Below are 13,691 nucleotides of genomic sequence, written 5' to 3' on the forward strand. Positions count from 1 at the left end.
AAGGGGGTCGAAGTCGGATGGCGTTGGGGCGGATGCGGTTACGACACCGGCGGCAGGTCGCGCAGATCGCGCAGGGTGCCGGCGCACACACCCGTCAGGAGCAGCAGGCCCGCGCCGATGCCGGCGCCGAGCAGGTGGAAGCCGTTGAGCGAGACGCCGAGGATCGTGGCGCCGCCCGTGGCGCTGGCGGCGGCGAGGGTCCACACGCCCGCCCGGAGACGGCCGGTGCCGGGTGGGACGACGGCGTCCGCGCCGACGCCCGTGAAGATGCGCGGGATCTGGATCGCGCCGAGGGCGAGGGCGACCCACCACGCCGCGAGGACGGCCGTGCGCAGGGTCGGCGGCGAGGCGTCCGCGTCGACGCCGCTGTGCACGAGGATGACGACGACGGTGCCGAGGAGCGTCGGTGCGGCGAGGCGGCGGACCGCCCAGCCCAGCAGCGTGAGCGCGGCGCCCGGCGTGGGCCGGGGCCGGGGCGCGACCAGTGCGATGCCGACCAGCAGCAACGTGGTGCAGCCCTGCATGACCGCCTCCCGGACGCCGCCGGCGGGCAGCGAGTCGGCCCGCTCGGCGGCGAGGTGGCCGAGGAACCAGGCCGCGAGGGCGACCGTGATCCCCATCGTGGCCACCCGCCGGCGGCGCTGCGCCGGGGAGTCCGCGGGCCAGACCGCGGGGTGCAGCCACATGTCGGCGATGCCCGCGATCAGGTTGGGCCAGGACTTCCAGCCCGCGCCGCCGGCCTCGTCCTCCACCATCGAACCCCAGCGTTCGCGGAACGCGTCCGGGTAGAGCCTGACCAGACTCCGGGCGACGACGCTCACGCGGGGTTCACCCCCAGCCGCCGGAGCCCCGCGTCCGCGACTCGGGCCATGGCGCGCAGTTCGCGTTCCAGCACCTCGCGGCCGAGGGCCGTCAACTGCACCGGCCGCTGGCGCCCCTGCCCGTCGAGCGGCTCGACCAGCCGCTTCGACTCCAGCCTGGCCAGCGCCCCGTACAGGCTCCCAGGCCCGAGCCGCTCCCCGGTCAGCTCCTCGATCGCCGCGTTGATGGCGTACCCGTGCTGCGGCCCGTCGGCCAGTGCGCAGAGCACCAGCGTCTGGGCGTCGTTGGCTTGCATGTCGTCGCTCCTTCCGGATCTGACGACGGACCATACTACGCGGCGCGAACTACGCGCCACGTACTAAGAGGCTTTCGGGATCTTCCTGTACGCGGAGTTGACGGTCGATCAGCGCCGGAGAAGATCCGTCGATCGCCTCGACGGCGCGCATACGCCCCCGAGCGCAGGAGTGGCTCGGCATGCGCCCCGGGGGCGCGACATCGCTGATCGGTCCGTCCACTCCGTCACCGTCGTCGACCGGCCGGTGTTCACCACCGCCGGGATCCACCCGGAGCACGCCGCACGAGTAGCCGGGACGCAAAGGCCGCGGCCCGATCGTCTGTCGATCGGGCCGCGGCCTCGTACGCGGGCAGGGCGGGGCTCAGGCCTTCTTCACCACGCTGGACTTGAGCTGCATCGCGCCGAACCCCTCGATGCGACAGTCGATGTCGTGGCCGTCGACGCCGTCGACGAGGCGGATGTTGCGGACCTTGGTGCCGGCCTTGATGCCGGAGACGCTGCCCTTGACCTTGAGGGCCTTGACGACGGTCACGGTGTCGCCGTCGGCGAGCACGTTGCCGACGGCGTCCTTGATCACGCGCTCGCCGGCCACGGCGGGAGCGCTGTCGCCGGCGTCGGCGGGGACCCACTCGTGGCCGCACTCCGGGCAGACCATGAGGGCGTTCATCTCATAGGTGTACTCGCTGGAGCACTGCGGGCACGGGGGGAGGTTGTCGCTCATGTGTTCAGGATATCCAGTCGTTCTCAGGGGTGTTTTTCGAGGTCAGCCGGTATGTGATGGCGGACGTTCGAGGGCGTTGAGAGAGGACCGGGGCGCCGGGCGTATGTGCAGGCGCCGGCCCGTGGTGGCGGCCTCGGCGAGGAGGGCCCGGAGCGTCGGCAGGTCAACGGTCCGCGGGGCGGCGGGAGCGCCGTGGTCGTCGTACGAGGTGATGGTGAAGCGCAAGGACGGCCTTACTGCGGGATCGCGGTGGACGGGCTGGGCGGGCTGAGCGGCAGGCGGACGTAGACGGTCTTGCCGCCGTCCGGCACGGGTTGGATCTTCAGCTCGCCGCCGAGGTGACGGACGAGGCCGGCCACGTCGGCCAGCCCACCCTCGTCCCCTGCACGCGGGACGTCGGGAAGGTCGGGGTGGCCGTCGCGGACGCCGGCTTCGAGGTGGGTGCCGCTCACAGCCAGCAGCAGGTCGAAGAACGGGGAGCGCGAACCGGTGTGCCGGACCGCATTGGTGACCAGCTCGGTGACGGCCAGGACGGCGGCGTCGTGCACGAGGGTCCTCGGCGGCACGCCCCACCCCGTGAGCACCGTCACCGTGATCCGGCGGCTCGTCCGGGCGGCCGGCCACGTGCTGGCGAGGCTCATCCGGTAGCTGCGCCGGTGCTCGGCCGGCCGGGCGGACTCGGCGGCGTGGTGGTCGTGGTGCCGGCGGTCGCGCCAGCGGCGGATCACCGTACGCCCTCGGCGGGTTCGGTCAACGGGAGGCTCCGGAGAGGCGGCCGGACACGGACCGGCCGTGCAGGTGGTTGCGGGCGAAGGCGATGGCGTCCGGCGTGCCGGCGAATACGTGCCCGTCGGCGCGGAGTCGGTCGAGCACGCCGAGCGCGTCGAGCGGCCGGTGGTGCTCGTCGCGGATGCCGGAGACGAGGACGAGCGTGCCGCGGCGCCGGAGTCGGGCGATGGCGTCGCCGAGGACGGTGGCGCCGCTCGCGTCGACCGCGCTGACCCGCGACATGCGCAGGATCACGACCTCGGCCTCGGCGGCCCCGGTCAACTCCAGCAGGAAGCGGTGCGCGGCGGCGAACAGCAGGGGCCCGTCGATCCGGTAGGCGACGATGTGCTCGGCGAGAAGCGCCTGCTCCTCGTCGTGGTGGTCGGCCGGGGGAAGGTCCGCGTGCAGCGGGACCTGCTCGACCCGGGCCGCCTTCGCGACCGCGGCGAGCGCCAGGACGCCGGCGACGAGCAGACCGATCGCGACGGCGGTGACCAGGTCGAAGGCGAGCGTGGCCGCGGCGGTGAGGACGAGGACGGCGGCCTCGCCGCGCCCGGAGCGGGCGAGCGCGCGCACCGAGCCGACCTGGACCATCCGCGCCGCGGTCGCGATCAGCACCCCGGCGAGCGCGGCCAGCGGGATCCCGGCGACGAGCGGCGCCGCGGCGAAGACGATCACCGCGAGGACGGCGGCGTGGACGAGGGCCGCGAGCCTGGAGACGGCACCGGAGCGGACGTTGACGGCGGTGCGGGCGATCGCGCCGGTCGCGGCGACGCCGCCGAACAGCGGGGCGGCCAGGTTGGCCAGGCCCTGGCCGAACAGCTCGCGGTCGCCGTCATGGCGCCCGGAGACGCTCATCGCGTCGGCGGCGGTGGCGGACATCAGCGACTCCAGTGCGGCCAGTGCGGCGACGGCCAGGGCGGAGGGCAGCAGGGCGGGGACGGACGAGGGGTCGAGGAAGCCGAGCGAGGGCGCGGGGAGACCGGCGGGCAGGTGGCCGATGGTGGCGACGGGCAGGCCGGCGAGTCCGGTGGTGACGGTCGCGGCGACGACGGCGATCAGCGAGAACGGCAGCGCGGGCCGCAGTCGTACGCCGACGAGCATCACGGCCGCGACCGCGAGGGCCACGCCGAGCGCGGCCCAGTGCGGTGCGGTGGCGAACTCGTGGGCCGCCTTCATGGCGACGACGGCCGGGTTGTCACCCTCGGGCTTCTTCACGCCGAGCGCGCCGGGTACCTGCTGGAGGGCGATGACGCCCGCGATGCCGAGGGTGAAGCCCTCGACGACGGGCACCGGGACGTAAGCCATCCAGCGGCCGGCGCGCAGCAGGGCGAGCGCGACGAGGACCGCCCCGGCGAGCAGGCCGACGGTGAGCACCCCGTCGGTGCCGTAGCGGGCGACGATCGGGACCAGGACGACGGTCATGGCGCCGGTGGGCCCGGAGACCTGGAGGTCGGAACCGCCGAAGACCGCGGCGTGCGCGCCCGCGACAACGGCCGTGGCCAGCCCGGCCTCGGCGCCGGCGCCCGAGGAGATGCCGAAGCCGAGCGCGAGCGGCAGCGCGACCACGGCCACGGTGAGCCCGGCGAGCAGGTCCCTGCGGGGCGAGCGGCCCATGGTCGCGAGGATCCGCCGGGTGGGCAGCACGGATCGCACCCGGTCACGGGCGGCGGTGCGGGCGGCGTCGAGGACCGCGGGGACGGCCATCGGTCAGCTCTCTCCTTGCTCTTCCTCGGCGGTGTGCGGCAGATCGATCCCGTTCGCGGACGCGATCGACAGCAGGCCGGCGACGCGTCCGGCGTAGGCCTGGGCGCCCTCGTCGTCCCCGTCGGCGCGGGCCTGCCGCAGCGCCTCGCGTGCCCGGGTCAGTTGCTCGCGCAGTTCCTCGTCGAACGCCGCTGTCACGATCTCCCACCCCTCTCCCCGGCGAATGCCGGTCCAACGTCACGACAGCATGTATGGATATGAAGAATTTTTCAAGTCGCTGGTTTCGCATGTGATGGATTCCGACAGTAGCGATCTGTTGTGATCAGTAACGGTCAAAACGACGACCACGAAGCGCCCGGTGCCTACGCTCGGTGCGCGGTCGGCGGACGGCCGGCCGCGACGCGAGACGGTCGGGAGGACTTGTTCGGATGGCAGGGATCGAGGGCGCACTCAGGGACGCGATGGGGATCGACGGGGCGGTCGGCGTGGCTCTGGTCGACGCCACGAGCGGGATGGCGCTCGGCACGCTGGGCGAGGCCTCCGGCCTGGACCTCCAGGTCGCCGCGGCCGGCGCCACCGACGTCGTGCGGGCGCAGCAGCGGGCGGCGGACGCGCTCGGGCTGCTCGGGGAGAAGCTGGAGGACAGCCTGACGACGCTCACCCGCCAGTACCACCTGGTGCGCCCGCTGACGTCGCCGGGCGGGAAGGGGCTGTTCCTGTACCTGGTGCTGGAGCGGACCCGGGCGAACCTGGCGATGGCGCGGCATCAGGTGCGACGCATCGACGAGGAGTTGGTGGTCTGAGCGGCAGGGGCCGGCTCAGTCGCGGGCGGCGGGGCCCTCGGGCTGGGCGAGCAGGCCGTCGAGTAGCTCGGCCTGGCCGCTGATGACGCCGCCGAGGATGGTGCGGGCCACCCGCAGGAGCTCCGCGACCTGGGGATTGGTGAGGCGGTAGTAGACGGTGGAGCCCTCGCGGCGGGCGATCACCAGGTTCGAGCGGCGCAGCACGGCGAGCTGCTGGGACAGGTGGGAGGCCTCGACGCCGACCTCGGGCAGCATCTCGGCGACGGCCTGCTCGCGCTCGCTGAGCAGTTCCAGGACGCGGATGCGCACGGGGTGCCCGAGGGTTTTGAAGAACTCCGCCTTCAGCTGGTAGAGCGGGGTGCCGACCACGGGAGGCGGGGTGGGCGTTTCGGCGTTCACGTCGTCACCGTCTCCGTCGGGCCGGTCGTCGTCGATCTCCATCGATCTTCGTCAAGGAGTTGACCTTAGCAACCGGCGGGATGGACGCGCAGGTCAGCCCCGCACCGGGCGCTCGGCCCCGTGGCGCGCCCGTCTGGTGCGCCCGCCGCCGCCCCCAGGCACAACTCCGGGGACGGCGGCGGTGCTGCATGCGCCCTCGCGACCACGGGGACGGGTCGGACGCCGGGAACGCCCGCGGTACCGCACCGGCCACGCCCGCCCGGCGCAGGCCGAGAGACACCACCGACTGCCCGCACCGGACACGGAGCGGACGGCACGGCCGTGCGGCATCGCGGTGAGATACGCGCTCCGCGCGCCCTGACCCCGCATGCAGTTGACGATATTAGCAACTGCTAAGGTCGTCAGGCGTCGGTCCTCCGGAAGCGGACCGGCGCCACGAGGCCGCCCCGGAACCGACGCCGGGGCGGCCTCTCGCGCGGGCATCCTCGGCCGGAGGTCAAGTACGCCCATGAGATGGCCATTTGAGATGCTTTCCGCTCTATCGAGTGAGTCATGGTCCGACGCGGCTTCTCCGGCGGCGGGTCTGGCATGATCGCCCCGTTGATTCGCATCGGCACGACGTGCCCGGCGGAAGGCGAGGAAGCCCGTGTCACCGACCGGTACCCCTTCGAGCGAAACCGTGGCTCCCGCTTATCCGATGGCGCGGGAATGCCCGTTCCGCATGCCGGTCGGGTACCGGCGGTTGCGTGCGGACGGGCCGCTGTCGCGGGTGACCCTCTATGACGGCAGGCAGGTCTGGCTGGCCTCCGGCGGGGCCGAGGGACGGGCCCTGCTCCTCGATGCCCGGCTGTCGGTCGACGTCGCGCACCCGGCGTTCCCCGCTCTCGCCCCACAGTTCGCCGAGCAGTCGGCGGGCGGGTTCACGCCGCCGTTGAGCGGTGTGGACGATCCCGAGCACGCGCACCAGCGGCGGCTCGTCATCCCCGCCTTCGGCATCCGCCGGATCGCCGCGCTGCGCCCGGGGATCGAGCGCACGGCGGAGGCGCTCGTCGACGCGATGCTCGCCGGCGGGGACCGGGCCGACCTCGTCTCCGCCTACTCCCTGCCGCTCGCCTGCGCGGCCAACCTCGCGCTGCTGGGCGTCTCCGAGGAGGACGGGCACTACATCGGGACGCGCAGCCGGCGCCTGCTCTCCCCCGCCGTCGGGGACGACGCGGGGGCGGCACGGACGACCCTCGACGAGATCCTCGATCGTCTGCGGGACGTGATCGCCCGCAAGGAGCGGCAGCCCGGCACCGGGCTGGTCGACGAGCTGCTCGCGGGACCGGTGGCGGAGGGCGGCATGGATCGCGACCAGCTCGTCGCGCTCTGCATGGTGCTCATGGCCAGCGGGGACGACAGCACGTCCAGCACCGTCGCCGCCTCGGTGTTCGCGCTGCTGGCGCACCCGGAGCAACTGGAACGACTGCGCGGTGAACCGGAGTTGATCCCCGGCGCGGTCGACGAGTTGACGCGTCTCACGACGGTGATCGACGTCCTGCCCCGCGTGGCCACGGCGGACGTCGAGATCGCCGGGCACACCATCAGGGAGGGCGAGGGCGTCCTGGTCTCCCTCATGCTGATGAACCGCGATCCCGGCACCTGGGACGACCCCGACGCCCTGGACGTCGGCCGCCGGGCCGGGCGGCACGTCGCCTTCGGCCACGGCGTCCACCAGTGCGTGGGCCAGAACCTGGCGAGGGCGGTCACCGGGACGGCGCTGAGCGTCCTGCTCCGCCGGGTTCCGACGCTCCGGCTGGCGGTGCCCGTCGAGCAGGTCAGGACCGATCCCCCGCACGTGCTCCAAGGCGGCGTGTCCGAGCTGCCCGTCACCTGGTAGGAGGCCCCGTGGACGTCGACGGCAGCATCGAGATCGACGCCGACCGCTGCATCGGTGCGGCGACCTGCACGCGGCTCGCGCCCGACGTGTTCACCCAGAACGACGACGGTGTCGTGGAGTTGCTCCCCGGCGACGCGGCGCGGGCGGACGACGAGCTGGTGCGGGAGGCCGCGCTGGGGTGTCCCGTCCAGGCCATCACCGTCCGCGAGAGCTGAATCCGTGGGGGTGAGCGTCCCCGCCGCCGTGCAGCGCGGTGGCGGGGACGACGCGGCGCGGCCGGGTCAGGCCGCCGCGCGGGCGGCCTTGGTGCGGGCGGCGTCGAAGGCGGCGGCCGGGTTCCCGTAGGGGTGGGCCGGGTCGGCGGCCGCGAGGTCGGCCAGGGCCGCGTCCAGGGCCGCCGTGAACTCGGCGGAACGGTGGAGCGATGCCGCGGAGCCGTCGCGCAGGACCTGCTCCCAGTAGGCCCGCAGCTTCAGGACCGTCAGCAGGCTGCCCGCCGGGGCGTCGGCGATCGCCTTGTCGGCGAACTCGTGCATCAACTCGTCGCCGCCGAGCCACTTCTCGCACCAGTACTGGAGCGCGGCGGTGTGCGCGCCGAAGTGGTGGGGCTCGCGGGCCACGATCTCCGCCCACAGCGCGCGGTAGCGCTCGTTCGACCAGCCCTGGCCCATCGCGATCGGCTGCTGCGCCACCCTGCTCACGGGCGCCTCGTGGCGGCCTCCTAGGATCGGTCCGCATTCTCCGGCGGACGCCGTGCCCGACCGGCCGTGTCCACCGGCCAAGGCCATGCACAACACGGCAGTACGGCCCCGCCGACGGCGATGGCGCCGTGCATCGAGGAGGAACGTCCATGCACGCCCGGAAGATCGGCGCGGCCGCCGCGACAGCGGTGGCGCTCCTGGCCGCCCGCGACCTCATGCAGAAGAAGCACGCGCTGCTCCGGAACTTCCCGGTGCTCGGCCACGCCCGGTACCTCCTGGAGACGATCGGGCCCGAGCTGCGGCAGTACATCGTGACCTCCAACGAGGAGGAACGTCCCTTCAGCCGTGACCAGCGCACCTGGATCTACGCCTCGGCCAAGGAGGAGAACAACTACTTCGGCTTCGGCACCGAGGTCGACGTCGCGCACGTGCAGGGGCACGCCTACCTGAAGCAGCGCACGTTCGCCGGCGCCCTGCCCGACGCCCACGACCCCCGGGCGCCGCTGCCCTCGGCCAAGGTGCTGGGCGGGCCGCGCGGGCGGGCGAAGGCGTTCCGGCCGGCGAGCGTCGTGAACATCTCCGCGATGAGCTTCGGCTCGCTCTCCGGCGCGGCCATCACCGCGCTCAACAAGGGCGCGGCCCTCGCCGGCACGATGCACAACACCGGTGAGGGCGGTCTGTCGCCGTACCACCGCAACGGCGGCGACCTCATACTCCAGATCGGCACCTCGTACTTCGGCTGCCGGAACGAGGACGGCTCGTTCAACCTCGACAAGCTCAAGGACGTCGTCGCGAGCGCCCCGGTCAAGGCGATCGAGATCAAGCTCTCGCAGGGCGCCAAGCCGGGCCTGGGCGGCATGCTGCCGGGCTCGAAGGTGACCGAGGAGATCGCCGCGATCCGCGGCATCCCGGTCGGCAGGGACTGCGCCTCCCCCTCGCGGCACACCGCGTTCGGCGACGTCGACTCGATGCTCGACTTCGTCGAGCTCCTGGCCGCCGAGACCGGCCTGCCGGTCGGGATCAAGAGCGCGGTCGGCGAGCTGGACTTCTGGCAGGAGCTCGCCACGCTGATGGCCCGCGGCGACCGCGGCGTCGACTTCGTGACGATCGACGGCGGCGAGGGCGGCACCGGCGCGGCGCCGCGGATCTTCGCCGACTCGGTGGCGCTGCCGTTCCGGATGGGCTTCTCCCGCGTGTACGGGACCTTCGCCGAGCACGGGCTCACCGACGAGCTGACGTTCATCGGCTCCGGCAAGCTCGGCCTGCCCGAGAACGCCGCGGTCGCCTTCGCCCTCGGCGCCGACATGATCAACGTGGCCCGCGAGGCCATGCTGTCGATCGGCTGCATCCAGGCGCAGAAGTGCCACACCGACAAGTGCCCCACCGGCATCGCCACCCAGAACCAGTGGCTGGCCCGGGGCCTCGACCCCGCCTCGAAGTCCACCCGCGCCGCCGTCTACCTGCGCACGCTGCGCCGCGAGCTGCTCAAGATCTCGGGCGCCCTCGGCGTCGCTCACCCGGCCCTCATCACGGCCGCCGACATCGAGATCATGAACGGCGACTACGAGGCCCGCTCGCTGGCCGGCGTCTACGGCTACAAGGAGGGCTGGGGCGAGCTCGGCCCGGAGCTCGCCAAGGAGATCACCGAGCTGCTCACCGCCAAGCCCGCCGTCTGACGCTCCGACGACGACGAGCGCCGAGCCCTGCCACCGAGCTGAACGGTGGCAGGGCGACGTCTCCCCGGGAGCCGGCGGTGAGGACGAGGATGCGCACGCGGCGATTCCGGCAGGCCTCAGAACGCGTCGTCGGGCATCTCGAGCGTGGTGCGGTCCAGGCTCTCCAGGAGCCGGAACTGCGCTTCCGTCCTGGGCAGTTCGTAGCGGTAGAAGAACCGGCAGGCGTGGCGCTTCCCGTCGTAGAAGGGCCCGCTGCCGCCCTCGGCGGCGAGGAGTTGCTCCAGCCACAGCCAGGCGACGACGGTGTGGCCCACCGCTTCGAGGTAGACGCTCGCGTTGGCCAGGGCCGTCTCCGGGTCACCGGTCGCCCACAGCCGCTGCGTGACCGCGACGACGCGCCGGACGGTCTCGTCGAGCCGCGTGGCGTACTCGGCCGCGTCGCCGCCGGCGCCCTCGGCGCGGGCGACCGTTGCGTTCACCGTCTCGACGAGCAGGCGCAGCCCGGCGCCGCCGTCCATGACGACCTTGCGGCCGAGCAGGTCCAGGCCGTGGATGCCGTGGGTGCCCTCGTGGATGGGGTTGAGCCGGTTGTCGCGGTAGAACTGCTCGACGTTGTACTCGCGGGTGTAGCCGTAGCCGCCGTGCACCTGGATGGCGAGGCTGTTGGCCTCCAGGCACCACTGGGAGGGCCAGCTCTTGGCGATGGGCGTGAGGACGTCCAGCAGGAGCTTGGCGCGGGCCCGGTCCTCGGCGCCGGCGGCGGTGCGCTCCTCGTCGAGGAGGCGGCCGCAGTACAGGACGAGCGCCAACGCGCCTTCCGCGTAGGACTTCTGGGCGAGCAGCATGCGGCGGACGTCGGCGTGGGCGATGATCGGCACCTGGGGCGCGTTCGGGTCCCGACCGGTGAGCGGACGCCCCTGCGGGCGGGTGCGGGCGTATTCCAGGGCGTGCAGGTAGCCGGTGTAGCCGAGGGCGGTGGCGCCGAGTCCGACGCCGATCCGGGCCTCGTTCATCATGTGGAACATGTACGCCAGGCCGTGGTGCGGCTCGCCGACCAGGTGGCCCACGGCGCCGGGTTCGCCGCCCGGCCGGTGGACGCCCTCGCCGAAGTTGAGCAGCGTGTTGGTGGTCCCCCGGAAGCCCATCTTGTGGTTGAGCCCGGCGAGCACGACGTCGTTGCGCTCGCCGAGCGAGCCGTCGGCGCGGACCAGCACCTTGGGCACGATGAACAGCGACAGGCCCTTCACACCGGGCGGGCCGCCGGGGATCCTGGCCAGCACCAGGTGGACGATGTTCTCGCCGAGCTCGTGCTCGCCGGCCGAGATCCACATCTTGTTGCCGAACAACCGGTAGGTGCCGTCCTCCCGCGGCTCGGCCCGGGTGCGGATGTCGGCGAGGGAGGACCCGGCCTGCGGCTCCGACAGGCACATGGTGCCGAAGAACCGGCCCTCCAGCATGGGCCGAACGTAGGTGTCGATCTGGTCGCGGCTGCCGTGCGCCAGCAGCAGGTTGGCGTTCCCCGCGGTGAGGAAGGGGTAGCCGGACGTCGCCGTGTTGGCGGCCTGGAACCACGCGAAGCAGGCGCCGGCCACGACGGAGGGCAGCTGCGCGCCGCCGACCTCGTAGTCCATGGCGCTGGCGAGCAGGCCGGTGCCGGCGAAGACCGTCAGCGCCTCCTTGACCTCCGGGATCAGGTGGACCCGCTCGCCGTCGAAGGTCGGCTCCTCGGCGTCGTTCTTCTTGTTGTGCGGCGCGAAGTGCCGGGTGGCGACCTGCTCGCTCAGGTCCAGGGCCGCGTCGAAGGTCTCGCGCGAGTGGTCGGCGTAGCGCGGCCGGGCGGTGAGCGCGGGGACGTCCAGCCATTCGTAGAGCAGGAAGTCGAGGTCGCGGCGGGAGAGCAGCAGAGAGGTCATCGGGGTCATGCCTTTCAACTCGTGGGAGCGAACCGCGGCCCGGCCCGCCGGACGCCGACGAGCCGCGCCCGAGGCTACCCGAGCGCGATCCCGGCGTCGGGGCCCACGTCCACGATGTGCCGACCGCACGATGACCACCCGGACGTCTCCTGCGCCGAGTGGGCCCGGCGCCACCCGGGCTCGCGGAGCCCGCCCACCACACCGCGGGCATCCGCGTCATCCCGGGGACTCGACCTGACCCGGGGCGGTGGTCGGGCCGTCCGTCATGCGGTGGGCTCGGTCGGCGGGCTGCTGCGCAGGCACAGGTTGCGGTTGTTGTACTCGCCGCGGCCGGTGACGTCGGCGCCGAACCAGTCGGGGGGTTCGAAGGCCGTCGCCTCGGCGGTGGCGTCGAATTCGACCTCGACGGTGACCAGGCCCGCCAGGACGCCCTCGTAGGTGTCGAGGTAGGCGGTGCGGCCGTCCTCCAGCGGGACCTCGGTGCGGACCTTCGTCAGCCGCGCGCCCTCCGTGGCGGGCCACAGGGCCGCTGACTGCTCCTCGGTCAGGGCGGTCTCGAATTCTGCGCGTTCCAGGCCTCCGCCGTGCTTGACCGTCAGCGTGGAGCCCGTGGGCGTCCGGCGGATCCGCACCTCGGAATCGCCGCCGCGGGTGAGATAGCCCTGGCTGATGGCCGTCGAGACGGCACCGGCCGTCCCGGGGACGCGGTCGACCAGGAACTTGCGCTCGATCTCGCTCGGCATCCGGTCTCCTTTCCTTGTCACCGTGCCGTCATACCCGTCTCGGAGGAGCAAACCCCCCAGACGGGGCTTTTCTGTTTTCCTTCAACTTTCTTAACTGATTTGTTTTTAAGCATTCGTTATGCGTATTCGCTTCACTCCCGTCCCGTGAGCCGCAAGGCTTCGGTTCTGTTTCCGCCGGGACAGCGCGACCGCGCGACCCGCCTCACCGGGAGGACCCCCCACCGTGCCCACCAGGCAACGCCGACGTCTGCTGCTTCCCGCCGTCACCCTCACCGCGCTCGGCCTGACCACCACCCAGGCCCTCGCCACACCCACCACCCGACTCCCCAACCCGGCCCAGCACCTGGCCGAGGTGGGCCACAAGCACGCCGCCAAGGTGAAGGGCGTGGGCACCGGAACCGACACCACCAGAGCCGCTTTCGCCGCCAAGGGCGAGTCCGGCGGCGGGGACGACGGCGGCGCCGACGAGGCGGAGAACTCCGCCGAGGGCACCGCGCAGTACACCGAGGCCCGCACCGCCCCCGGCGTCGTCGCGCCCGGCGCGTACGGCGCGGCCTGGGCGCAGCTCCAGTCCATGCCGCACACCGACGGCAGCTGGAAACACGTCACCGACAAGCCGTACAACGAGGACGACCCGCGCTACCGGGACGTCAACTCCAACTCCAGCGGCGGCGCCGGTTACACCACCGGCCAGATCACCGGCATCGCGGCCGACGACGACGGGTACGTCTACGCGGGCGGGGCGAACGGCGGCGTGTTCCGCTCGCGCACCGGCGGCGGGCACTGGGAGCCGATCGCGGACAAGCTGCCGTCCCTCTCCACCGGTTCGCTGAACCTCGACGACGGCGGGCGGCTCTGGTACGCCACCGGCGAGTCCAACACCGGCGCCACGTCGTACGTCGGCACCGGCGTGTACGTGCTGTCCGACCCCAAGCACGGCACGTTCCAGCCGGGCAACCGGGTCGGCGGCGCCGAGCTGGAGTCGACGATCATCCACGCGCTGCGCTTCGGCGGCGGCAAGGTGTGGGCGGCGACCAGCCGCGGGGTGTGGAGCCACTCGGCGACCACGCTCACCGGCCCGTGGACCCTGGAGTTCGCGCCCAACCCGGACTACCTGCCCGGCGGTTCGAAGGCGTCCGACCCGAGCGCGCCGTACAAGAACATCGCCAACGACATCGCGATCGATCCCAAGGACCCGTCGAAGGTGATCCTGGCCGTCGGCTGGCGCGGTGGCGACACGTACAACGGCTTCTACAGCAAGGCC

General features: G+C 72.7%; 14 protein-coding genes and 1 pseudogene. 5 read left to right on the forward strand and 10 right to left on the reverse strand.

Going from position 1 to position 13,691, the window contains the following annotated elements; all coding sequences use genetic code 11:
- Positions 1-38 precede the first annotated feature (38 nt).
- The 6 genes from PUR71_RS10100 to PUR71_RS10125 form a co-directional block, all read right to left on the reverse strand.
- A complete protein-coding gene (locus PUR71_RS10100; RefSeq protein WP_329926234.1) occupies positions 39-821 on the reverse strand; it encodes a hypothetical protein in 783 nt (260 codons plus the stop codon).
- The gene (locus tag PUR71_RS10105; RefSeq protein ID WP_329926236.1) at positions 818-1,117 is read right to left on the reverse strand and encodes a PadR family transcriptional regulator; all 300 of its coding nucleotides are present in this window, start codon (positions 1,115-1,117) and stop codon (positions 818-820) included. Before PUR71_RS10105 ends, PUR71_RS10100 begins: the two co-directional genes overlap by 4 nt.
- Before the next feature lie 361 nt (positions 1,118-1,478).
- Entirely contained in the window at positions 1,479-1,838 is a 360-nt protein-coding gene (locus tag PUR71_RS10110) for a zinc ribbon domain-containing protein YjdM (protein ID WP_329926238.1), read from the reverse strand.
- A gap of 233 nt (positions 1,839-2,071) precedes the next feature.
- Complete coding sequence (locus tag PUR71_RS10115; protein WP_329926239.1) at positions 2,072-2,566, reverse strand: ATP-binding protein; 495 nt, start codon at positions 2,564-2,566, stop codon at positions 2,072-2,074.
- 22 nt (positions 2,567-2,588) lie between these two features.
- Positions 2,589-4,313 carry a SulP family inorganic anion transporter gene (locus PUR71_RS10120; protein ID WP_329926241.1) on the reverse strand — a complete coding sequence of 575 codons (1,725 nt, stop codon included), beginning with the start codon at positions 4,311-4,313 and terminating at the stop codon, positions 2,589-2,591.
- Positions 4,314-4,316: 3 nt separating this feature from the next.
- Entirely contained in the window at positions 4,317-4,511 is a 195-nt protein-coding gene (locus tag PUR71_RS10125) for a hypothetical protein (RefSeq protein ID WP_329926242.1), read from the reverse strand.
- Between the two features lie 230 nt (positions 4,512-4,741).
- Here PUR71_RS10125 and PUR71_RS10130 point away from each other — a divergent pair, with 230 nt between their 5' ends.
- On the forward strand, positions 4,742-5,116 hold the full coding sequence (locus PUR71_RS10130) for a hypothetical protein (RefSeq protein WP_329926244.1): 375 nt from the start codon (positions 4,742-4,744) through the stop codon (positions 5,114-5,116).
- A 15-nt stretch (positions 5,117-5,131) separates the two neighbouring features.
- On the opposite strand, the gene PUR71_RS10135 is transcribed toward PUR71_RS10130, so the two are convergent.
- The gene (locus PUR71_RS10135; RefSeq protein ID WP_329926246.1) at positions 5,132-5,557 is read right to left on the reverse strand and encodes an ArsR/SmtB family transcription factor; all 426 of its coding nucleotides are present in this window, start codon (positions 5,555-5,557) and stop codon (positions 5,132-5,134) included.
- A gap of 727 nt (positions 5,558-6,284) precedes the next feature.
- On the opposite strand from PUR71_RS10135, the gene PUR71_RS10140 reads away from it, so the two are divergent.
- Both PUR71_RS10140 and PUR71_RS10145 read left to right on the forward strand, forming a co-directional pair.
- On the forward strand, positions 6,285-7,394 hold the full coding sequence (locus tag PUR71_RS10140) for a cytochrome P450 (protein WP_329926248.1): 1,110 nt from the start codon (positions 6,285-6,287) through the stop codon (positions 7,392-7,394).
- Positions 7,395-7,402: 8 nt separating this feature from the next.
- Complete coding sequence (locus PUR71_RS10145) at positions 7,403-7,609, forward strand: ferredoxin (RefSeq protein ID WP_329926250.1); 207 nt, start codon at positions 7,403-7,405, stop codon at positions 7,607-7,609.
- Between the two features lie 66 nt (positions 7,610-7,675).
- Here PUR71_RS10145 and PUR71_RS10150 read toward each other — a convergent pair whose 3' ends face one another.
- Positions 7,676-8,095 carry a hypothetical protein gene (locus PUR71_RS10150; protein ID WP_329926252.1) on the reverse strand — a complete coding sequence of 140 codons (420 nt, stop codon included), beginning with the start codon at positions 8,093-8,095 and terminating at the stop codon, positions 7,676-7,678.
- A gap of 149 nt (positions 8,096-8,244) precedes the next feature.
- Between PUR71_RS10150 and PUR71_RS10155 the strand changes: the two genes are divergently transcribed.
- On the forward strand, positions 8,245-9,771 hold the full coding sequence (locus PUR71_RS10155; protein ID WP_329926254.1) for an FMN-binding glutamate synthase family protein: 1,527 nt from the start codon (positions 8,245-8,247) through the stop codon (positions 9,769-9,771).
- 116 nt (positions 9,772-9,887) lie between these two features.
- On the opposite strand, the gene PUR71_RS10160 is transcribed toward PUR71_RS10155, so the two are convergent.
- Positions 9,888-11,684, reverse strand: coding sequence for an acyl-CoA dehydrogenase (locus PUR71_RS10160; protein ID WP_329926256.1), 1,797 nt, complete (start codon positions 11,682-11,684; stop codon positions 9,888-9,890).
- 263 nt (positions 11,685-11,947) lie between these two features.
- Entirely contained in the window at positions 11,948-12,427 is a 480-nt protein-coding gene (locus PUR71_RS10165) for a CYTH domain-containing protein (protein WP_329926258.1), read from the reverse strand.
- 223 nt (positions 12,428-12,650) lie between these two features.
- Here PUR71_RS10165 and PUR71_RS10170 point away from each other — a divergent pair.
- Positions 12,651-13,691, forward strand: a pseudogene (locus PUR71_RS10170) (glycosyl hydrolase); the annotation flags it as partial.

It is taken from the genome of Streptomyces sp. SP17BM10 (assembly GCF_036322405.1).
Taxonomy (GTDB): domain Bacteria; phylum Actinomycetota; class Actinomycetes; order Streptomycetales; family Streptomycetaceae; genus Kitasatospora.